Source organism: Actinomadura xylanilytica (genome assembly GCF_030283145.1).
Taxonomy (GTDB): Bacteria; Actinomycetota; Actinomycetes; order Streptosporangiales; family Streptosporangiaceae; genus Spirillospora; species Spirillospora xylanilytica.
On the sequence record NZ_JASNWE010000002.1, the window covers coordinates 968763 to 984021 of the forward strand.

15 protein-coding genes and 1 tRNA gene are annotated in these 15259 nt (G+C 72.7%); 10 read left to right on the top strand and 6 right to left on the bottom strand.

Annotated features, from left to right (window positions below):
- The first annotated feature begins 44 nt into the window (after positions 1–44).
- Both QP090_RS15610 and serS read left to right on the top strand, forming a co-directional pair.
- Positions 45–851: a class I SAM-dependent methyltransferase gene (locus QP090_RS15610; protein WP_285939582.1), complete on the top strand. Its 807-nt coding sequence runs from the start codon at positions 45–47 to the stop codon at positions 849–851.
- A 79-nt stretch (positions 852–930) separates the two neighbouring features.
- The gene (gene serS, locus QP090_RS15615; RefSeq protein ID WP_285939583.1) at positions 931–2190 is read left to right on the top strand and encodes a serine--tRNA ligase; all 1260 of its coding nucleotides are present in this window, start codon (positions 931–933) and stop codon (positions 2188–2190) included.
- An 81-nt stretch (positions 2191–2271) separates the two neighbouring features.
- Here serS and QP090_RS15620 read toward each other — a convergent pair whose 3' ends face one another.
- Positions 2272–3252, bottom strand: a complete 981-nt coding sequence (locus tag QP090_RS15620; protein ID WP_285939584.1) for a tyrosine-protein phosphatase — start codon at positions 3250–3252, stop codon at positions 2272–2274.
- Between the two features lie 249 nt (positions 3253–3501).
- Here QP090_RS15620 and QP090_RS15625 point away from each other — a divergent pair, with 249 nt between their 5' ends.
- Entirely contained in the window at positions 3502–4308 is an 807-nt protein-coding gene (locus QP090_RS15625) for an HAD family hydrolase (protein WP_285939585.1), read from the top strand.
- A gap of 129 nt (positions 4309–4437) precedes the next feature.
- Here the strand turns inward: QP090_RS15625 and QP090_RS15630 are convergent, their stop codons facing one another.
- The gene (locus QP090_RS15630; protein ID WP_285939586.1) at positions 4438–4980 is read right to left on the bottom strand and encodes a bacterial proteasome activator family protein; all 543 of its coding nucleotides are present in this window, start codon (positions 4978–4980) and stop codon (positions 4438–4440) included.
- A gap of 13 nt (positions 4981–4993) precedes the next feature.
- Positions 4994–5947, bottom strand: coding sequence for an NAD(P)H-quinone oxidoreductase (locus tag QP090_RS15635; RefSeq protein WP_285939587.1), 954 nt, complete (start codon positions 5945–5947; stop codon positions 4994–4996).
- A gap of 219 nt (positions 5948–6166) precedes the next feature.
- Here QP090_RS15635 and QP090_RS15640 point away from each other — a divergent pair, with 219 nt between their 5' ends.
- From QP090_RS15640 to QP090_RS15655, 4 genes are all read left to right on the top strand, one after another.
- Positions 6167–8530 (top strand): MinD/ParA family ATP-binding protein, encoded by a 2364-nt coding sequence (locus QP090_RS15640; RefSeq protein ID WP_285939588.1) that lies wholly within the window; start codon positions 6167–6169, stop codon positions 8528–8530.
- Positions 8531–8603: 73 nt separating this feature from the next.
- Positions 8604–8975 (top strand): cupin domain-containing protein, encoded by a 372-nt coding sequence (locus QP090_RS15645; RefSeq protein ID WP_285939589.1) that lies wholly within the window; start codon positions 8604–8606, stop codon positions 8973–8975.
- Positions 8976–9059: 84 nt separating this feature from the next.
- Positions 9060–9151: transfer RNA gene (locus tag QP090_RS15650), tRNA-Ser, on the top strand.
- Positions 9152–9308: 157 nt separating this feature from the next.
- Complete coding sequence (locus QP090_RS15655; protein ID WP_285939590.1) at positions 9309–9476, top strand: hypothetical protein; 168 nt, start codon at positions 9309–9311, stop codon at positions 9474–9476.
- Positions 9477–9518: 42 nt separating this feature from the next.
- Here QP090_RS15655 and QP090_RS15660 read toward each other — a convergent pair whose 3' ends face one another.
- Positions 9519–10286 carry a M15 family metallopeptidase gene (locus QP090_RS15660; RefSeq protein ID WP_285939591.1) on the bottom strand — a complete coding sequence of 256 codons (768 nt, stop codon included), beginning with the start codon at positions 10284–10286 and terminating at the stop codon, positions 9519–9521.
- Positions 10287–10447: 161 nt separating this feature from the next.
- Here QP090_RS15660 and QP090_RS15665 point away from each other — a divergent pair, with 161 nt between their 5' ends.
- Positions 10448–10876 carry a hypothetical protein gene (locus QP090_RS15665; RefSeq protein ID WP_285939592.1) on the top strand — a complete coding sequence of 143 codons (429 nt, stop codon included), beginning with the start codon at positions 10448–10450 and terminating at the stop codon, positions 10874–10876.
- 49 nt (positions 10877–10925) lie between these two features.
- Here the strand turns inward: QP090_RS15665 and QP090_RS15670 are convergent, their stop codons facing one another.
- On the bottom strand, positions 10926–11384 hold the full coding sequence (locus tag QP090_RS15670; protein WP_285939593.1) for a MarR family winged helix-turn-helix transcriptional regulator: 459 nt from the start codon (positions 11382–11384) through the stop codon (positions 10926–10928).
- Between the two features lie 205 nt (positions 11385–11589).
- Between QP090_RS15670 and QP090_RS15675 the strand changes: the two genes are divergently transcribed.
- The gene (locus QP090_RS15675; RefSeq protein WP_285939594.1) at positions 11590–12600 is read left to right on the top strand and encodes a pirin family protein; all 1011 of its coding nucleotides are present in this window, start codon (positions 11590–11592) and stop codon (positions 12598–12600) included.
- A 256-nt stretch (positions 12601–12856) separates the two neighbouring features.
- A complete protein-coding gene (locus QP090_RS15680; protein ID WP_285939595.1) occupies positions 12857–14053 on the top strand; it encodes a DUF8462 domain-containing protein in 1197 nt (398 codons plus the stop codon).
- A gap of 255 nt (positions 14054–14308) precedes the next feature.
- On the opposite strand, the gene QP090_RS15685 is transcribed toward QP090_RS15680, so the two are convergent.
- On the bottom strand, positions 14309–15259 hold the full coding sequence (locus tag QP090_RS15685) for a MauE/DoxX family redox-associated membrane protein (protein WP_285939596.1): 951 nt from the start codon (positions 15257–15259) through the stop codon (positions 14309–14311).

A 15259-nucleotide genomic window follows, 5' to 3' on the forward strand; every position in this document is an offset into this window, starting at 1 on the left:
GCGGGGTCCGCGCCGCATCGGCCCGCGCGCCATATGCTGCCGGGATGGCCACCGATTTCGATGTCTATGAGCGCGAGCTGTGGGCGGGACGCGCGCCCGCGTACGAGCGCGGGTTCGCCCGGCTGACCGACCACATCGCCGGTCCGCTGCTGGACGCGGCGGGCGTCGGAGCGGGGACGCGGGTCCTGGACGTCGGCACGGGGCCCGGCGTGGTCTCGGCGCGGGCGGCCGGGCGCGGCGCCGAGGTGTCGGCGATGGACGCCGACCCGCTGATGGCCGAGACGGCGGCGCGCAACGTCCCGGGGCTCGACGCCCGGGTCGCGATCCTGCCGGACGTGCCGTTCGCCGACGGGTCCTTCGACGCGGTCGCGGGCAACTTCGTGATCAACCATGTGGGCGATCCGGGCGCGGCCCTCACCGCGCTGCGCCGGGTGCTGCGGCCCGCCGGGCGGCTGGCGCTGACCTGCTGGGTGATGCCGGGCGTGGGAGCGCTCGCAGTGGTCCGCGACGCCCTCGACGAGGCCGGGGTGCCGTGGCCGGACGACATCCCGCCGGCCCCGTTCCTGGAGCACGGCGAGCGCGCGGCGTTCGGGCGGCTCGTCGCGGCGGCGGGCTACAGCGCCGTCGAGGTCGAGGACGTGCTCTGGGAGCACGCCGTCGATCCGGACGAGTGGTGGGAGACCTGCGCCCTGGGCGGGGTCGGCAGCAACGGCGTCGTCGTCGGGCGGCAGGACGAGCCGACCCTCGCCCGCGTCAAGGCCGCCTACGACGGGATCGTCGCCCGGTTCGTCCGGCCCGACGGAAAGGTCTCCCTGCCCGCCCACGCCCTGCTGGCCCGCGCGACCCGCTGACCACCGCCTTCCCGGGCCCGCCGGTGCGGGGGGCGATACTCGCGCGCGAAGCGGGCCCGGCACCGGTAGCCTCGGGTCTGTGATTGACCTGCGAGCTCTTCGAGAGGATCCCGAGCGGTTGCGCGTCTCCCAGCGCGCCCGCGGTGAGGATGAGGCCGTCGTCGACACCCTGCTCGACCTGGACGGACGGCGGCGTTCCGCGCTGACGTCGTTCGAGCAGATGCGTGCCGAGCAGAAGAGTTTCGGCAAGTCGGTGTCCCGGGCGCAAGGCGACGAGCGGCAGGAGCTGCTGGCGCGCGCCAAGGAGCTCGCGCAGCAGGTCAAGGCGGCCGAGGCCGAGGCCGACCGGCTCGGCGGCGAGCTCGACGCGCTGCTCAGGGCCGTCCCCAACCTCATCGAGGAGGGCGCCCCCGCCGGCGGTGAGCAGGACTTCGTCGTCCTCGAACACGTCGGCGAGCCGCCCGCGTTCGACTTCACCCCCAAGGACCACCTGGAACTCGGCGAGAGCCTCGGCGCGATCGACATGGAGCGCGGCGCCAAGGTCGCGGGGGCGCGCTTCTACTACCTGACCGGCGTGGGCGCGCGGCTCCAGTACGCCCTGCTCAACCTGGCGATGGAGCAGGCCGTCGAGGCGGGCTTCGTGCCCATGTACCCGCCGGTGCTGGTCAAGCCCGAGGCGATGGAGGGCACCGGGTTCCTCGGCGCGCACGCCGCCGAGGTCTACCAGCTCGCCCAGGAGGAGCTGTACCTGGTCGGCACCTCCGAGGTGCCGCTCGCCGCGTACCACATGAACGAGATCATCGACGCGCTGCCGCGGCGGTACGCGGCGTGGTCGTCCTGCTTCCGGCGCGAGGCCGGGTCGTACGGCAAGGACACCCGCGGCATCATCCGGGTGCACCAGTTCGACAAGATCGAGATGTTCTCCTACTGCGACCCGGCGGACGCCCACCAGGAGCATCTGCGGCTGCTGGAGTGGGAGAAGGAGATGCTCGCCAAGGTCGAGCTCCCGTACCGGGTGATCGACGTGGCGGCCGGCGACCTCGGCGCGAGCGCGGCGCGCAAGTACGACTGCGAGGCGTGGGTGCCGACGCAGGAGACCTACCGCGAGGTGACCTCGACCTCGAACTGCACCGAGTTCCAGGCGCGGCGGCTGTCGGTGCGGCACCGCGACGCCGACGGCAGGAACCAGCCGGTCGCGACGCTGAACGGCACGCTCGCCACCACCCGCTGGATGGTCGCGATCCTGGAGAACCACCAGCAGGCCGACGGTTCGGTGCGGGTGCCGAAGGCCCTCCAGAAGTTCCTGGGCCTGGAGGTCCTGGAGCCCGTCAAGCGCTGAGCACTCTGTTGAGCACTCCGCGGGGGCGTCGCCGGTGGGCGGCGCCCCCTTGGCGTCCGGACGGGCCGTGAGGGTGCCGCCTCAGCGCAGCAGGCGGCTGCGCAGGGCGCCCTTCGTGGCGGCGTCGATCCCGAGCCCCTTGGTGAGGAACGCGTCGAAGGTCCCGTAGTCCTGCTCGATCTGGTCGAACGCGGCGTCCAGGTAGGCGGCCCGTACGGTCAGCAGCGGCTCGACCAGGGACGGGTCGAGGCCGTACTTCTTCAGCTCGGCGAGCGTGGCAGCGTTCTGCTCGGCGAGCTCCCGGTTGGAGCGCAGGTAGTCGGCGTACACCCGGGCGCGGTCCACGCCCAGCGCGGTCAGCAGGATCGCGGTCATCGTGCCGGTCCGGTCCTTGCCCGCGGAGCAGTGGTAGAGCACCGGGCCCCGGCCGGCCGCGATGCGCCGCAGCGCGGCGGCGAACCGCCGCCGCGAGTCCGGATCGTGGACGAACCCCCGGTACGACAGCGCCACGAGTGCCGCGGGCTTGTCCTCGGCCAGGATCGCCTTGAGCAGTTCGGGCCCAAGATCCAGTAGCGCCGGTGAGGCGGGGTTGATCGGCGCGGCGATGGCGGCGACGCCCGCGGGCAGCCGGTCGGGGCCGCTCCCGAACGCCTCGATCTCGGCCCGGAAGTCCACGGCGGCGGTCAGCCCGAGGCGGCCGAGCGCGGCGACGCCCGCGGGGGTGACGCCGCTGAGCGACGCCGACCGGTAGACCAGCCCCTGCCGCACGTGCCGTCCGCCGCGCACCGGATAGCCGCCCACGTCCCGCACGTTCACCGCCCCGTCGACCTGGATCACCCTGACCGCGGCCGGGACGGTCGAGGACGCCGAGGCAAGGCCGGCCGCGTTGGCCGTGCCAGTCGTGCCAGTCGTGCCAGTCGTGCCAGTCGCGGCGGACGCGAGTGCGGCAGGCGCGGGCGCGGCGGGGGCCGGCGCGGCGGAGGCGGTGGCGGGTACGGCGAGGACGAGCGCGACGACGGCGGTGAGGGCGGCCGTCAGTGATCGGGGAGTGGGCGAGGGCATCCGTAAACGACCTTCCGCTCAGCGCGATGAACGTGAAGCAGTTTCCAGTACTCGCGCCCGCGGCCGGGGTCCTCCCGGATGCGCCCCACGGTAGACCGCCGGGTAGATGGTGGAAAGACCCCCTTCGAGATCTATGTGGGCATCGGTGGCCAGCGGTCGCCTAAGGTGTGTCTGAGCTGCCTACGACGCCCGTGCCCGCCCCGCGGCGGACGCGATCGGGATCACGACGCGGCGAGACTGGAAGGTGACATGTCCGAGCCCACGCCGCCGCGCTTGATCGCCACGGACCTCGACGGCACGATCGTGCGGTCCGACGGCACCATCTCGGCCCGCACCGTCGCCGCCCTGGCCCAGGTCGAGCGCGCCGGGGCCCTACTGGTCATGGTGACCGGACGGCCGCCCCGCTGGATGACCGAGATCGCCGCCGCCGTCGACCACCGCGGCATCGCGATCTGCGCCAACGGCGCCGTCGTCTACGACCTGCACACCGAGACCGTGCTGCGGGCCCGCATGATCGAGCCGGACGTGATCGCGGAGGCGGTGGAGCGGCTGCGCGCCGCCGATCCCGAGCTGCGCTTCGCGGTGGAGTACCCGACCGGATTCGTCTTCGAGGCCCGCTACAACCTGGGCCGCTGGGACGCCGGCGCGCTCGGCGGGCGCCCGGTCGACGGCGAGACGCTGGTCAGCCGCGGCGGCACCAAGCTGCTGGCCTTCCACCCGAGCGCCGACCCCGACACCCTCGCGGAGCGGGCCGAGAAGGCCGTCGGCGAGCTGGTCACCGTGACCCACTCGTCCGGACGGGGCCTGCTGGAGATGAGCGCCCAGGGCGTTACCAAGGCCAGCGCGCTGGCCGAGTTCTGCGCCGAGCGGGGCATCCCCGCCTCCGCCGTCACCGCGTTCGGTGACATGCCCAACGACCTGCCGATGCTCACCTGGGCCGGCACCTCGTACGGCGTCGCCAACGCCCATCCGGCCGTCAAGGCGGCGGTCACCCACGCCACGGCCCGCAACGACGACGACGGCGTGGCCCAGGTCCTCGAACGCCTCTTCGTCTGACGGGGCCCTGGACGGACCGGCCCTTCTCAGGGTCGGTCCGACCGGCAGGGCGGGAGCCATGGCGGACGGGCGGGCCGAGAACGTGACGGCCCGCGCCCGCCTACAGGTGACCGCCTAACAGGTGTCCGCCTACAGATAGGGGCCGCTGGACTGCCGCGGGCCCTGTCCCTCCTCCTCGGCACCCGGCGGGATCATCCCGGCGGGAAGCGCCCGGCGCATCTGCTCGAGCTGGGCCCGCGCGGCCATCTGCTGCGCGAACAGCGTGGTCTGTATGCCGTGGAACAGCCCCTCCAGCCAGCCGACGAGCTGGGCCTGGGCGATGCGCAGTTCGGACTCGCTCGGCACGGTGCCCTCGGTGAACGGCAGCGAGAGCCGTTCGAGCTCCTCCACCAGCTCGGGCGCCAGGCCGTCCTCCAGCTCCTTGATGGAAGAGCTGTGGATCTCGCCCAGCCGGGCGCGGCTGGCCTCGTCCAGTGGCGCGGCCTTGACCTCGTCCAGGAGCTGCCGGATCATGCCGCCGATGCGCATCACCTTGGCGGGCTGCTCGACCATCTCGGCGACGGACTTCTCGTCCTTGCCGGAGTCGGTGGCGCCCTCCATCGCGATGCCGTTCGGGCCGACCACCAGGACCTGGGGCTCCTGGCCGGACTGGTTCTTCGAAGGCTCGTTCATAATCCCCTAATCCTCACGTGAGCAGGATCTTGCCGACATGACCGCTCTCCTCCAGGATCCGGTGCGCACGGGCCGCCTCGGCCATCGGGACGGTCTGGTCGATCACCGGCCGCACCGTCCCCGACTCCAGCAGCGGCCACACGTGCTCGCGGACCGCGGCGACGATCTCCGCCTTCTCCTCCAACGGCCGGGCGCGCAGTCCGGTGCCGTGGACCGCCGCCCGCTTGCCCAACAGCTTGCCCAGATCGAGCTCGGCCCGCGCGCCGCCCTGCAATCCGATCACCATCAGCCGGCCGCCGGCGGCGAGGGCGTCGACATTGCGCGCCAGGTACTTGGCGCCCATGTTGTCAAGGATCACGTCGAACGGGCCGTGCTCGACGAAATCCTCGGTGCGGTAGTCGATGACGCCGTCCGCACCGAGCTCCCGGCAGCGGGCCGCCTTGTCAGGGCCGCCCACCGTGCACAGCACCCGGGCCCCGCGCGCGCGGGCGAGCTGGATCGCCATCGTGCCGATACCGCTCCCGCCGCCGTGTGCGAGGAGCGTCTCCCCGGCCTTCAACCCGGCCAGCATGAAGACGTTCGACCACACCGTGCACACGACCTCGGGCAACCCGGCCGCCGCGGCGAGGCCGACTCCGCGCGGGACGGGCAGCAGTTGCGAGGCCGGCGCGGCGACCCGTTCGGCGTAGCCGCCGCCGCTGAGCAGCGCGCACACCTCGTCGCCCACCCGCCACCCGGACACGTCCTCGCCGAGTTCGGCGATCCGTCCGGACACCTCCAGGCCCGGGTACGGAGGGGCGCCGGGCGGCGGCGGGTAGAAACCGCGCCGCTGCATGACGTCGGCGCGGTTGACGGCGCTCGCCGCCACCTCGATGACGACCTCGCCCGGCTTCGCGACCGGGTCCGGCACCTCGGTCCATGCGAGGACGTCGGCGTCCCCCGGCTCGCGAATCACGATGGCATGCATACCGATCACGCTACCGGGCACCGCGGGACGGGAGGCGGGCCGTCCCCGGCGACGGCCCCGGACGGCCCCGGACGGCCCCGGACGGCCCGGCGGGTGAGGGGAGGGTGGTGGCGAGGAACGTCAGGGATGCGTGGTATTGGCGCACAGGTATCCTGCCCTGGGGCCAATGCCGACCTGCTCCGCAATTGATCATTTGAGGCATGGCCGAGGGGAGAAACGGTGGCGAGGAACGAGCACGACGGGCGTTCCCTGGAGGAGCGGTTGGCCTCTTTGGACGCGATGAGCGGCGAGGCGACAGGGCCGCCCTCCGCCGTCCCGCCCTCGTCCGAAGCCGAACCGTCAGCGCCCGCCGAGCAGCAGCCCCCCTCCGGCGCGCCCGCGGCGCAGCCCGGGCCCGTGCCGGAACCCGTGCCCGAACCCGAACCCGAGGCCGGGCAGCCCCCGGCGCCCGAGCCCGCCAACCCGTGGCTCGCAGGGCCGCCCCCGTTCCAGGGGCAGCCAGAGATTTTCGGCGCGCCCCCGCCGCCGCTCCAGCAGGACGGGTTCGTCCAGCCGCACCAGCCGGCGCCGCTGCCCCCCGATGCGTTCGGCCAGCCCGCCCCGGCTCCGGACTACGGCCGGCCCGCCCCGGCCACGGATTTCGGTCAGCCCGCCCCGGCCACGGATTTCGGCCAGCCCGCCCCGGCCACGGATTTCGGCCAGCCGGGCCCGCCGCCGGACTACGGTCAGCCCGCGCCGCCGCCTCAGGATTTCGGTCAGCCCCCGCCACCCCAGGATTTCGGCCCGCCGCCACAGCCCGACTACGGCCAGGCCCCACAGTCCGACTACGGCCCGCCGCCGCAGCAGCCTCTGGCCGGGGAGGGAGGCGAGTACGCTCCTCCTCCGCCTCCCGGATTCCCGTCCTACGGCGCTCCCGGCGGTGCTCCCGGGTACGTGACCCCGCCTCCGTTCGACGGTGGCCAGGCCGCTCAGCAGCAGCAGTACGAGGGCGGGCCGATGCCCCAGTCGTTCGACGGGGGGATGCTGCCGCCCCCGTATGCGGGAGGCGGCTACCAGCCGTACGACCCGGGGCAGATGCCTTCCTACGAAGGTGGGGGGCCGGCCCCGCAGCAGCCGCCGTACGAGGGCGTCCCGCAGCCGCAGCCGCCGTACGAGGGCGGACCCGCGCCGCAGCAGCCGTCGTTCGACCAGCAGCAGCCCTGGGAGACCGGTCCGGCGCCGCAGCAGCCGTACGACGCCTCCGGTGGCGGCCAGGGGGCGCCGCCGCTCGACCAGCTCCCGCCGTACCCGTCCGAGCAGTACGCCCCGCAGGACCCGGCACAGGGCGCGCAGCCGTACCCCTACGGGCCGGTCGACCCCGCCCAGAGCCCGCCCGCCGGAGGCCACTACAACCCGGTGCCTGGATTCGGGCCTGAGGAACAGCAGCCTGCCGGAGGCCACTACAACCCGGTGCCCGGATTCGGGCCTGAGGAACAGCAGCCCGCCGAGGGCTACGCACAGCCCGCCGGATACCCGCAGATGCCCCCCGGTGCGCCCCAGGGACCGTACCCGGGTCAGCCGGGTCCTGCCGGGTATCCCGGGCAGGCTGGGCATCCCGGGCCGGGCCAGCCGGGGTACCCGCAGGGCAACGAGGCGCCGCCGCCCGGGAGCTCCGAGAGCCTCAGCTCCGAGAACCTGCTCGGCGAGCGGCGCATCGCCCCGTCCGCCGGCTGGCGCAAGGCCGTCTACAAGGCGTCCGGCGGGAACATCCACCCGGGCGAGTCGCAGAACGAGCTGCGCCGCAAGGACCTGATCGGACGGGCGCGCACCACCGTGGCCGGCGGCCACCACCGGGTCGCGGTCATGTCGCTCAAGGGCGGGGTGGGCAAGACGACCACCACGACCGGACTCGGCGCGATGCTGTCGTCGATCCGCGGCGACCGGGTCATCGCGGTCGACGCCAACCCCGACCGCGGCACGCTGTCCGACAAGGTGAAGCTGGAGACGGCGGCGACCGTCCGAGACCTGCTCAACGACCGCGACAGGGTGCACCGGTACGCCGACGTGCGGGCCTTCACCTCGCAGAACGGGGCGCGCCTGGAGGTGCTGGCCTCCGACCGCGACCCGGCCGTCAGCGAGGCGTTCAGCGCCGAGGACTACGCCGCCGTGGCCGTGGTGCTGGAGCAGTTCTACTCGATCTGCATCACCGACTGCGGCACCGGGCTCCTGCACTCGGCGATGGCGGGCGTGCTCAGCCTCGCCGACCAGCTCGTCCTGGTCAGCTCCCCGTCGGTGGACGGTGCCCGCTCGGCGAGCGCGACCCTCGACTGGCTGGAGGCGCACGACCACGGCCACCTGGTCCGCAACGGCGTGGTCGTGCTGTCGATGGTGCGCAACCGCACCCGCAGCCAGGTCGATCTCGACAAGCTCCAGGCGCACTTCGAGAGCCGCTGCCGTGCCGTCGTGCGGATCCCGTACGACGACCACCTGGAGGAGGGGGCCGAGGTCGAGCTGGAGCAGCTCGCCCCGGCCACCCGCGAGGCGTACCTCAACCTGGCGGCCGTCGTCGGCGACGGCTTCGCCTTCCAGCGCCCGCCCGCCTGACCCACGACGCGAGGTGCGGCCCCGCCGGTGGCGGGGCCGCCGTGGGCACCGGAGGGCGTTAGAGTCGCCGTCCGTGGTCGAGAACGTGTACGTGGGCAAGGCGCCGGTCGACGCCGCGGGTGACCGCGGTTGGCTGCTGGGCCATTTCAAGGCGGACGACGACCTCCGGCACAGCGAGGACGTCGAGATCAAATGGGGCGTGCACCCGCGCGGTGAACGCCGTGGGCAGTGGACCAGCGGCGAGCAGCGCGTCGCGCTGCTCGTGTTGATCAGCGGCCGGTTCCGGATGGAGTTCCCCGGACGGGACGTGCTGCTGACCGAGCAGGGCGACTACGTGGTGTGGGGACGCGGCGTCGACCATTCCTGGTGCGCCGAGGAGGAGTCGGTGGTGATGACCGTCCGCTGGCCGTCCGTCCCCGGCTACCGCGTCCCGGACCCCGCCTAGCCCGCCGCCGGACGGTGTCGCGGGGGAGGGCGCAATGCGGTCGATCGCAGCGTCCGCCGACCGCTATCGTGGGCTGTGGCCGTTGGAGGGTTCGCATAGTGGACTAGTGCAGGCGCCTTGAAAGCGCCCAGGGCTGGGGACAGTCCTCGTGGGTTCGAATCCCACACTCTCCGCCAACGAAATAGCCGCCGACCTGCGACTTCAGGTCGGCGGCGTGGGCAGGACGCGGTGGCGTAACGGGACGAGGCGTGCGCCGCCGCGGGGGCGCTCAGGCCCGGCACACCGGGCGCGGGGTCATGAATCCGGACGAAGTGATCAGTTACCCTCTTCGGCATGTCTGAAACACCGAACGATCCGGCCGGTTCGACCACCCAGTTCCAGTACTTCGCTCAGCAGGGGCAGCCCGAGAAGTCCTCCGGCCCGAACATGGGCCTCATCATCGGCGTCGTCGCCGTCGTGGTCGTCGTCGCGATCCTGGCGGTCGCGTTCATGATGCTCTGACCGAACCCGCTCGTCCGGGGCTGAGGCTGGGGCTGAGGGTCGTCACCGGCCGTTGCTGGAGAAGTGCTGGTAGTCCTTGGTGCCGTTCCACTCGCCGCCCCAGCCCCAGCCGATCGAGGCGAACGCCCGGACGACCTTGTCGCCAGCGTGGATCACGCCCGGGGCGCGGCTCTTGCGGTTCTTGAACTTCACGCAGTCCTTGTGGTCGACCTCGCCGCTCGCGGTGACGTACGGGTTCTCGCACGGGTTGAGGTCGACCGCGAGGCCGAAGGCGTGCTGCGACCAGGTGGACGACCCGGTCGCGGGGCGGCAGTTGAAGGCCGAGGTGTTGTCGGCCTCGATCGACTGCCAGTCGCTGCCCTTGTAGGCGTCCACCGGCTCCATGCGCTTGATCGGATAGTGCATGTCGTAGAGCTTCCGGAAGACCTTGACCAGCTTCTCGGCGGCCTTGGCGTTGACGACCAGGCGCCCGTCCGGGTGCGGCTTGTCGTCCATGCCCCAGTAGGTCATCTGGATCATCCGCAGGCCGGACACCGGTACCGGGCAGCCCTTCTTCCAGGAGTACTTCAGCGTCGAGGCGGGGTCGGTGATCTTCTTGATCTCCGACTGGAACGCCGCCGGGCTCGGCTTCGCGGGTGAGGAGCCGGACGGCGCCGACGAGCCCCCGCTCGCGGTGGGCGGACTGGCCGATGTCGGTGATCCGGACTTGCCGTAACCGGGCGAGCCGTTGCCGCATCCGGACGTCACGATGGTCGCCGCCGTGACCGCGGTCAGGAAGGTTGCGCCACGGAGTGGCCGTCTGCCTGGCATCCCAGCAGGATCGCACGTCACGCGCACTTCGCGTGGGACCCCGGATTCGCTACGGTGCGTTGAGAGCGTGCTCGCCGAACAGGCGCCGGGGGGCGGGCGCGCCGCATCCATCTCTTGTCCCCGGGTGTGTTCCCGGGGTCTCCCCCGGCCAGGGAGCCGGCATGGCGGATCCTCAGGAGAAGGGCGTCCCGAGCCTCGAAGACGAGATCTTCGCCGTGGCGCACGCCGTGGAGGTCGAGCCCGCGGCGCGGGCCGCGCCGCGGCTGCGGCTGCGCTGGGCGCGCGCCGAGGAGCTCGGAGTGCGGGCCCAGCGGCTCGGCGGCCGTGACATCGGCGCCGTCGCCGCCGGGTTCGGGACGTTCGTGTTCGTCGACGCGATGATGATGTGGGCGCCGCTGATGTCCAGCGACCGGTCGAATCTGTGGCCCCAGCTGGTGGCGCTGCTGGTGCTGGCGTTCGGTCTCGGCGGGCTGCTGGTGTGGAAGGTCGGCGGCACCTGGCGGCAGTTCGGCGCGGGGATGATGCTGGCCTGGGTGTTCCTGACCCTGGTCTCGGTCGGATTCCTCACCGGCGTTTCGGTGACGCTCTAGGTGGACGTCCGCGACGCTCTAGGTGGACGTCCGCGACGTTCTGGGCGGGTCAGCCGGCGTCGATGCGCTTCATCACGGCGGTGAAGACCCGTCCGACGGCCTCGAGGTCGGCCGGGTCGATGATGTCGACGAGGAACGCGCGGACGGTCTCGACGTGGTCGCGGGAGGCCCGGTCGAGGGCGTCGAAGCCCGCGTCGGTGAGGTGCGCGTACACCCCGCGCTTGTCGCCGGGGCAGCTTCCCCGGCTGACCAGGCCCTTGGACTCCAGGCGGGAGCAGGTGTGGGAGAGGCGGCTGCGCGACTGGCTGGCGTTGTCGGCCAGCTCGGCCATGCGCAGGCGCCGCTCGGGCGCCTCGGAGAGGCGGACCAGGATCTCGTACTCGGAGACCGAGAGCCCGTGCCGGGTCTTCAGGTCGCGGTCCATGACCTCGGTGAGCCGGACGCTGCCGTCCACGTAGGCTCGCCAGTCACGCTGCTGGGTGGCATCGAGCCAGCGCGGTTCGCTCATGAGCGCGAGTATAGAGCATAAATTGAAGATTCAACTAATCTTCGGTACGATCGGCCGCGTCCGGGGTCGCCGCGCCCCGGAATAGTTTATCTTTCAACTACGTTGCGGAAGGTAGCGCACCCCCGCCGGGGCGCGCGAGACGTTCACCGTCCCCGCCGCGGCGCCGGCCTCGGGAGGGGCGGCCACCGACCGATCGGAGAATCCCATGCCTGCCGTGACCGCGGACCCGCTGAGCCTGCCGCGCCTGCCCCTGCTGCCGGACGCCCGGACCGACTGGCGCCGCGTCGCCAAGGTCGTCACCGCCCAGCGCCACCTGGAGGGCGAGGGCTTCCAGGTCCGGCGGCCGTTCCCGGGTGTCGACCTCCCGCTCGCCGACCCGTTCCTGCTGCTCGACCACATGGGCGCGGTGGAGTACGCGCCGGGCGAGGCGATGGGGACGCCCTGGCACCCGCACCGCGGCTTCGAGACCGTCACCTACATCATCGACGGCGCGTTCGAGCACCAGGACACCACCGGGGGCGGCGGCCTGATCGCCGACGGCGGGACCCAGTGGATGACGGCCGCGTCCGGCATCCAGCACATCGAGCAGCCGCCGCCCGAGCTGGTCACCAAGGGCGGGCTGTTCCACGGCGTCCAGCTCTGGGTGAACCTGCCCCGTGCCGAGAAGTGGGCCAAGCCGCGCTACCAGGACATCGGGGCGCGCGACGTCACGCTGCTCGCGGCGGGCGACGGCTCCTCGCTCGTCCGGGTGATCGCCGGCTCGGTCGGCGGGCACGACGGGCCGGGCGTCACCCACACCCCGATCAACTACCTGCACGCGACCGTGGCCCCGGGCGCGCGGCTGGCCCTGCCGTGGCCGCGCGACTTCAACGCGCTGGTGTACGTGCTCTCTGGGCGCGGCACCGCCGGTGTCGAGGAGATCGGGCTGGACGAGGGGCAGCTCGCGGTGTTCGCGGGCTCGCACCACAAGGGCGACGGTGACGGCCTGGTCGTCCGGGCCGCCGACGTGCAGCCGCAGGCGAGCGCGAACGGCTGGGAGATCCTGATCCTGGGCGGCCTGCCGATCCGCGAGCCGGTCGCGCGGTACGGGCCGTTCGTCATGAACACCCGGGAGGAGATCGTGCAGGCGTTCGAGGACTTCCAGGCGGGCCGGATGGGGACCGTCCCGGCGGAGAAGGTGCCGCACCTGTCCAGCCGGGACGAGCCGCTCAACTGACCGCGGGTTCCGGGGGGTCGGCTGACGGCGCCGACCCCATGCGCTACTGTGTTCGAATAGTCGAACAGAAGTTCGACTAGCTCGTTCGTGTGCGCTCGCCTGGGGAGGCGGCATGATGGCGACGGTGGCCGCGGGGGGGCCGGACGCGGCGGCGCGCCGCCGCGAACCGCGGGCGCACGCGACACGCCGTACGAGTTTCTACGCAAATCTACGGCCACAGCTATACCGCCTCATAGAGTCCGAGACCGTGGACCCCGTGCGCAATCCCTATGCCCCGGGCGCCGGGCAGCGCCCTCCGGAACTCGCCGGCCGCGACCGCGAACTCCAGCAGTTCGAGGTGGTGCTCGAACGGGTGGCCCGCGACCGGCCCGAGCGCAGCATGATCATCACTGGGCTGCGCGGCGTCGGCAAGACCGTCCTGCTCAACGCGTTCCGCTCAATGGCGATCCAGCGGCTGTGGGGCACCGGCAAGATCGAGGCCCGGCCCGATCAGTCGATCCGCCGCCCGGTCGCCTCCGCGCTGCACATGGCCGTCCGCGAGCTGGCGCCCAGGCACCGCGCGCCCGACCGCATCGAGGGCTTCCTCGGCGTGCTCAAGGCGTTCGCGCAGGCGGGCGAGGAGCCGTCCGGCGGCCGGGCCAAGGCCAGGGCGCACCGCTGGCAGCCGGGCATCGACGTCCCCGCCAGCCGGGGCCGCGCCGACTCCGGCGACCTGGAGATCGACCTCACCGAGCTGTTCGTGGACGCCGCCTCGGTCGCCACCGACGTCGGCGCCGGCATCGCGCTGTTCGTCGACGAGATGCAGGACATCCCCGCAGACGACGTCTCCGCGCTCTGCGCCGCCTGCCATGAGCTGTCGCAGACCGGCGGGCCGCTGATCGTGGTCGGCGCCGGCCTGCCGCACCTGCCGGCCGTCCTGTCGGCCAGCAAGTCCTACTCCGAGCGGCTGTTCCGCTACGCGCGGATCGACCGGCTCGACCGCGACTCGGCCGACGTCGCCCTGCTGGCGCCCGCCGAGCGCGAGGAGGTCACCTTCACCAAGGACGCCCTGGACGCGCTCTACGGGGCGGCCGACGGCTACCCCTACTTCGTCCAGGCGTACGCCAAGGTGGTCTGGGACGTCGCGCCGGACACCCCGATCACCGTCGACGACATCAAGGTCGCGGCGCCCGAGGCCGAGAGCGAGCTCGCGGTGGGCTTCTTCGGCAGCCGCTACGAACGCGCCACCCCGGCCGAACGCGACTACATGCGCGCGATGGCGATGCTCGGCGAGGAGGGCGACGCCCCGGTGGCGACCTCGTCGGTCGCCGACGAGCTCGGCCGCAAGCCGTCCAGCCTGTCGCCCGCCCGTGACGGCCTGATCAAGAAGGGGCTCATCTACAGCGCCGAACGCGGCCTGGTCGCGTTCACCGTCCCGCACTTCGGCAAGTTCCTCCGAGCCCAGCCCGCCTGACGACGCTCGGCCGGTCCGACGAGCGCCACCTCTCTCTTACGCTCTCTCGGCGAAAGGCTAGAGGGCCGTATACCGTCGCATGCTCGCGTTTCAGTCCTTTGACCAGGTGAAACGTGGTGCTAGCGATGTATAGCCCTGTCTAGCCCTCCACCGAGATGGACGTAGAGAGTCGTATCGAGTGCGCCGCCCGGCCTGCCAAGGGTTCTCTTCGGCGTTCTAGCAGAATCGGTAGACAGTCGTAGAGAGCCGCAGAGGTCAGGACGGCCGGCCGGAAGGCGCCGCGCCGGCCGGCCGTTCCGCGGAGCCGGGCCCGACCAGGGCGGCGCGGACGGTCCGGTCGTACTGCGAGGTCGACACGGCGAACACGGCCTCCAGGTCGCGCCCGTCCGCCCGCGCCTGGAAGACCACGAACCGCCAGCAGCCCTCCCGCCACACATCCAGCGGCACCGCGCTCGCGATCGTGTTCTCGTGCGCCGCCCAGGCGGGGCTGTCGTACAGGGTCGCGTACGTCTCGGCCAGCGGGCTCCGGCGCCGCGCGCACGGCACCACCGGACGATGCCGGACGCCGCGCCGTGCGCCACGCGGCACGTCCTGCCGCTCGCCCTGCCCTGCGCCTCGATGCCCGCTCCCGCCTCCGCCGCGACGCAGGGCGCGCGGCAGGCCGCGTGGCAGGAGCAGCGCAGACAGCTCCGGCGAGAGTGCCGCGAACAACGCCAGCTCCACCACCAGGACCAGTCCCATGCGCGCGTGACCGGTACGGAGCACGTCCAGGCCGGCGTGCGGCGCCCCGAGCGAGGCGATCGCCGCGGCGGTGAACAGCATCGCCCGCAGCACGCTGCGGCGGCCGGCGGGCTTGGAGCTCAGCCCGCCGAAGCAGCCGCACCCCGCGTCCGGGCGCCGTACCCGCAGCTCACCGACCACCCAGGTGGCCGCCGCGAACGCCACCATCGTCGCGATCCGCACCGACAGGTGCGAGGTGACCAGCAGCGCCAGCCCGAGCACGCCCTCGCCGAGGCCGAGTCCGACGCTCATCCCCCGGATCGACCGTCCCGCCGTCGCCCGCCGCAGCCCGGCCGGGACCGGGACGCCGTGCACGTGCTCGGGCACCGCCGCCCGCGGATTGCGGATCGTCAGCTTGGCCAGGCAGGCCGCCAGCAGGACGGCGGCCAGCAGCAGGACCTGGGTGTTCTGGAAGACCATCACCAT

Bases quoted from the DNA above. Each gene is read 5' to 3' on its own strand.
- QP090_RS15610 (WP_285939582.1), top strand. From the start codon at position 45: ATGGCCACCGATTTCGATGTCTATGAGCGCGAGCTGTGGGCGGGACGC.
- QP090_RS15620 (WP_285939584.1), bottom strand. From the start codon at position 3,252: ATGCCCTCGCCCACTCCCCGATCACTGACGGCCGCCCTCACCGCCGTC.
- QP090_RS15625 (WP_285939585.1), top strand. From the start codon at position 3,502: ATGTCCGAGCCCACGCCGCCGCGCTTGATCGCCACGGACCTCGACGGC.
- QP090_RS15630 (WP_285939586.1), bottom strand. From the start codon at position 4,980: ATGAACGAGCCTTCGAAGAACCAGTCCGGCCAGGAGCCCCAGGTCCTG.
- QP090_RS15635 (WP_285939587.1), bottom strand. From the start codon at position 5,947: ATGCATGCCATCGTGATTCGCGAGCCGGGGGACGCCGACGTCCTCGCA.
- QP090_RS15655 (WP_285939590.1), top strand. From the start codon at position 9,309: ATGTCTGAAACACCGAACGATCCGGCCGGTTCGACCACCCAGTTCCAG.
- QP090_RS15660 (WP_285939591.1), bottom strand. From the start codon at position 10,286: ATGCCAGGCAGACGGCCACTCCGTGGCGCAACCTTCCTGACCGCGGTC.
- QP090_RS15665 (WP_285939592.1), top strand. From the start codon at position 10,448: ATGGCGGATCCTCAGGAGAAGGGCGTCCCGAGCCTCGAAGACGAGATC.
- QP090_RS15670 (WP_285939593.1), bottom strand. From the start codon at position 11,384: ATGAGCGAACCGCGCTGGCTCGATGCCACCCAGCAGCGTGACTGGCGA.
- QP090_RS15675 (WP_285939594.1), top strand. From the start codon at position 11,590: ATGCCTGCCGTGACCGCGGACCCGCTGAGCCTGCCGCGCCTGCCCCTG.
- QP090_RS15685 (WP_285939596.1), bottom strand. From the start codon at position 15,259: ATGGTGATGGTCTTCCAGAACACCCAGGTCCTGCTGCTGGCCGCCGTC.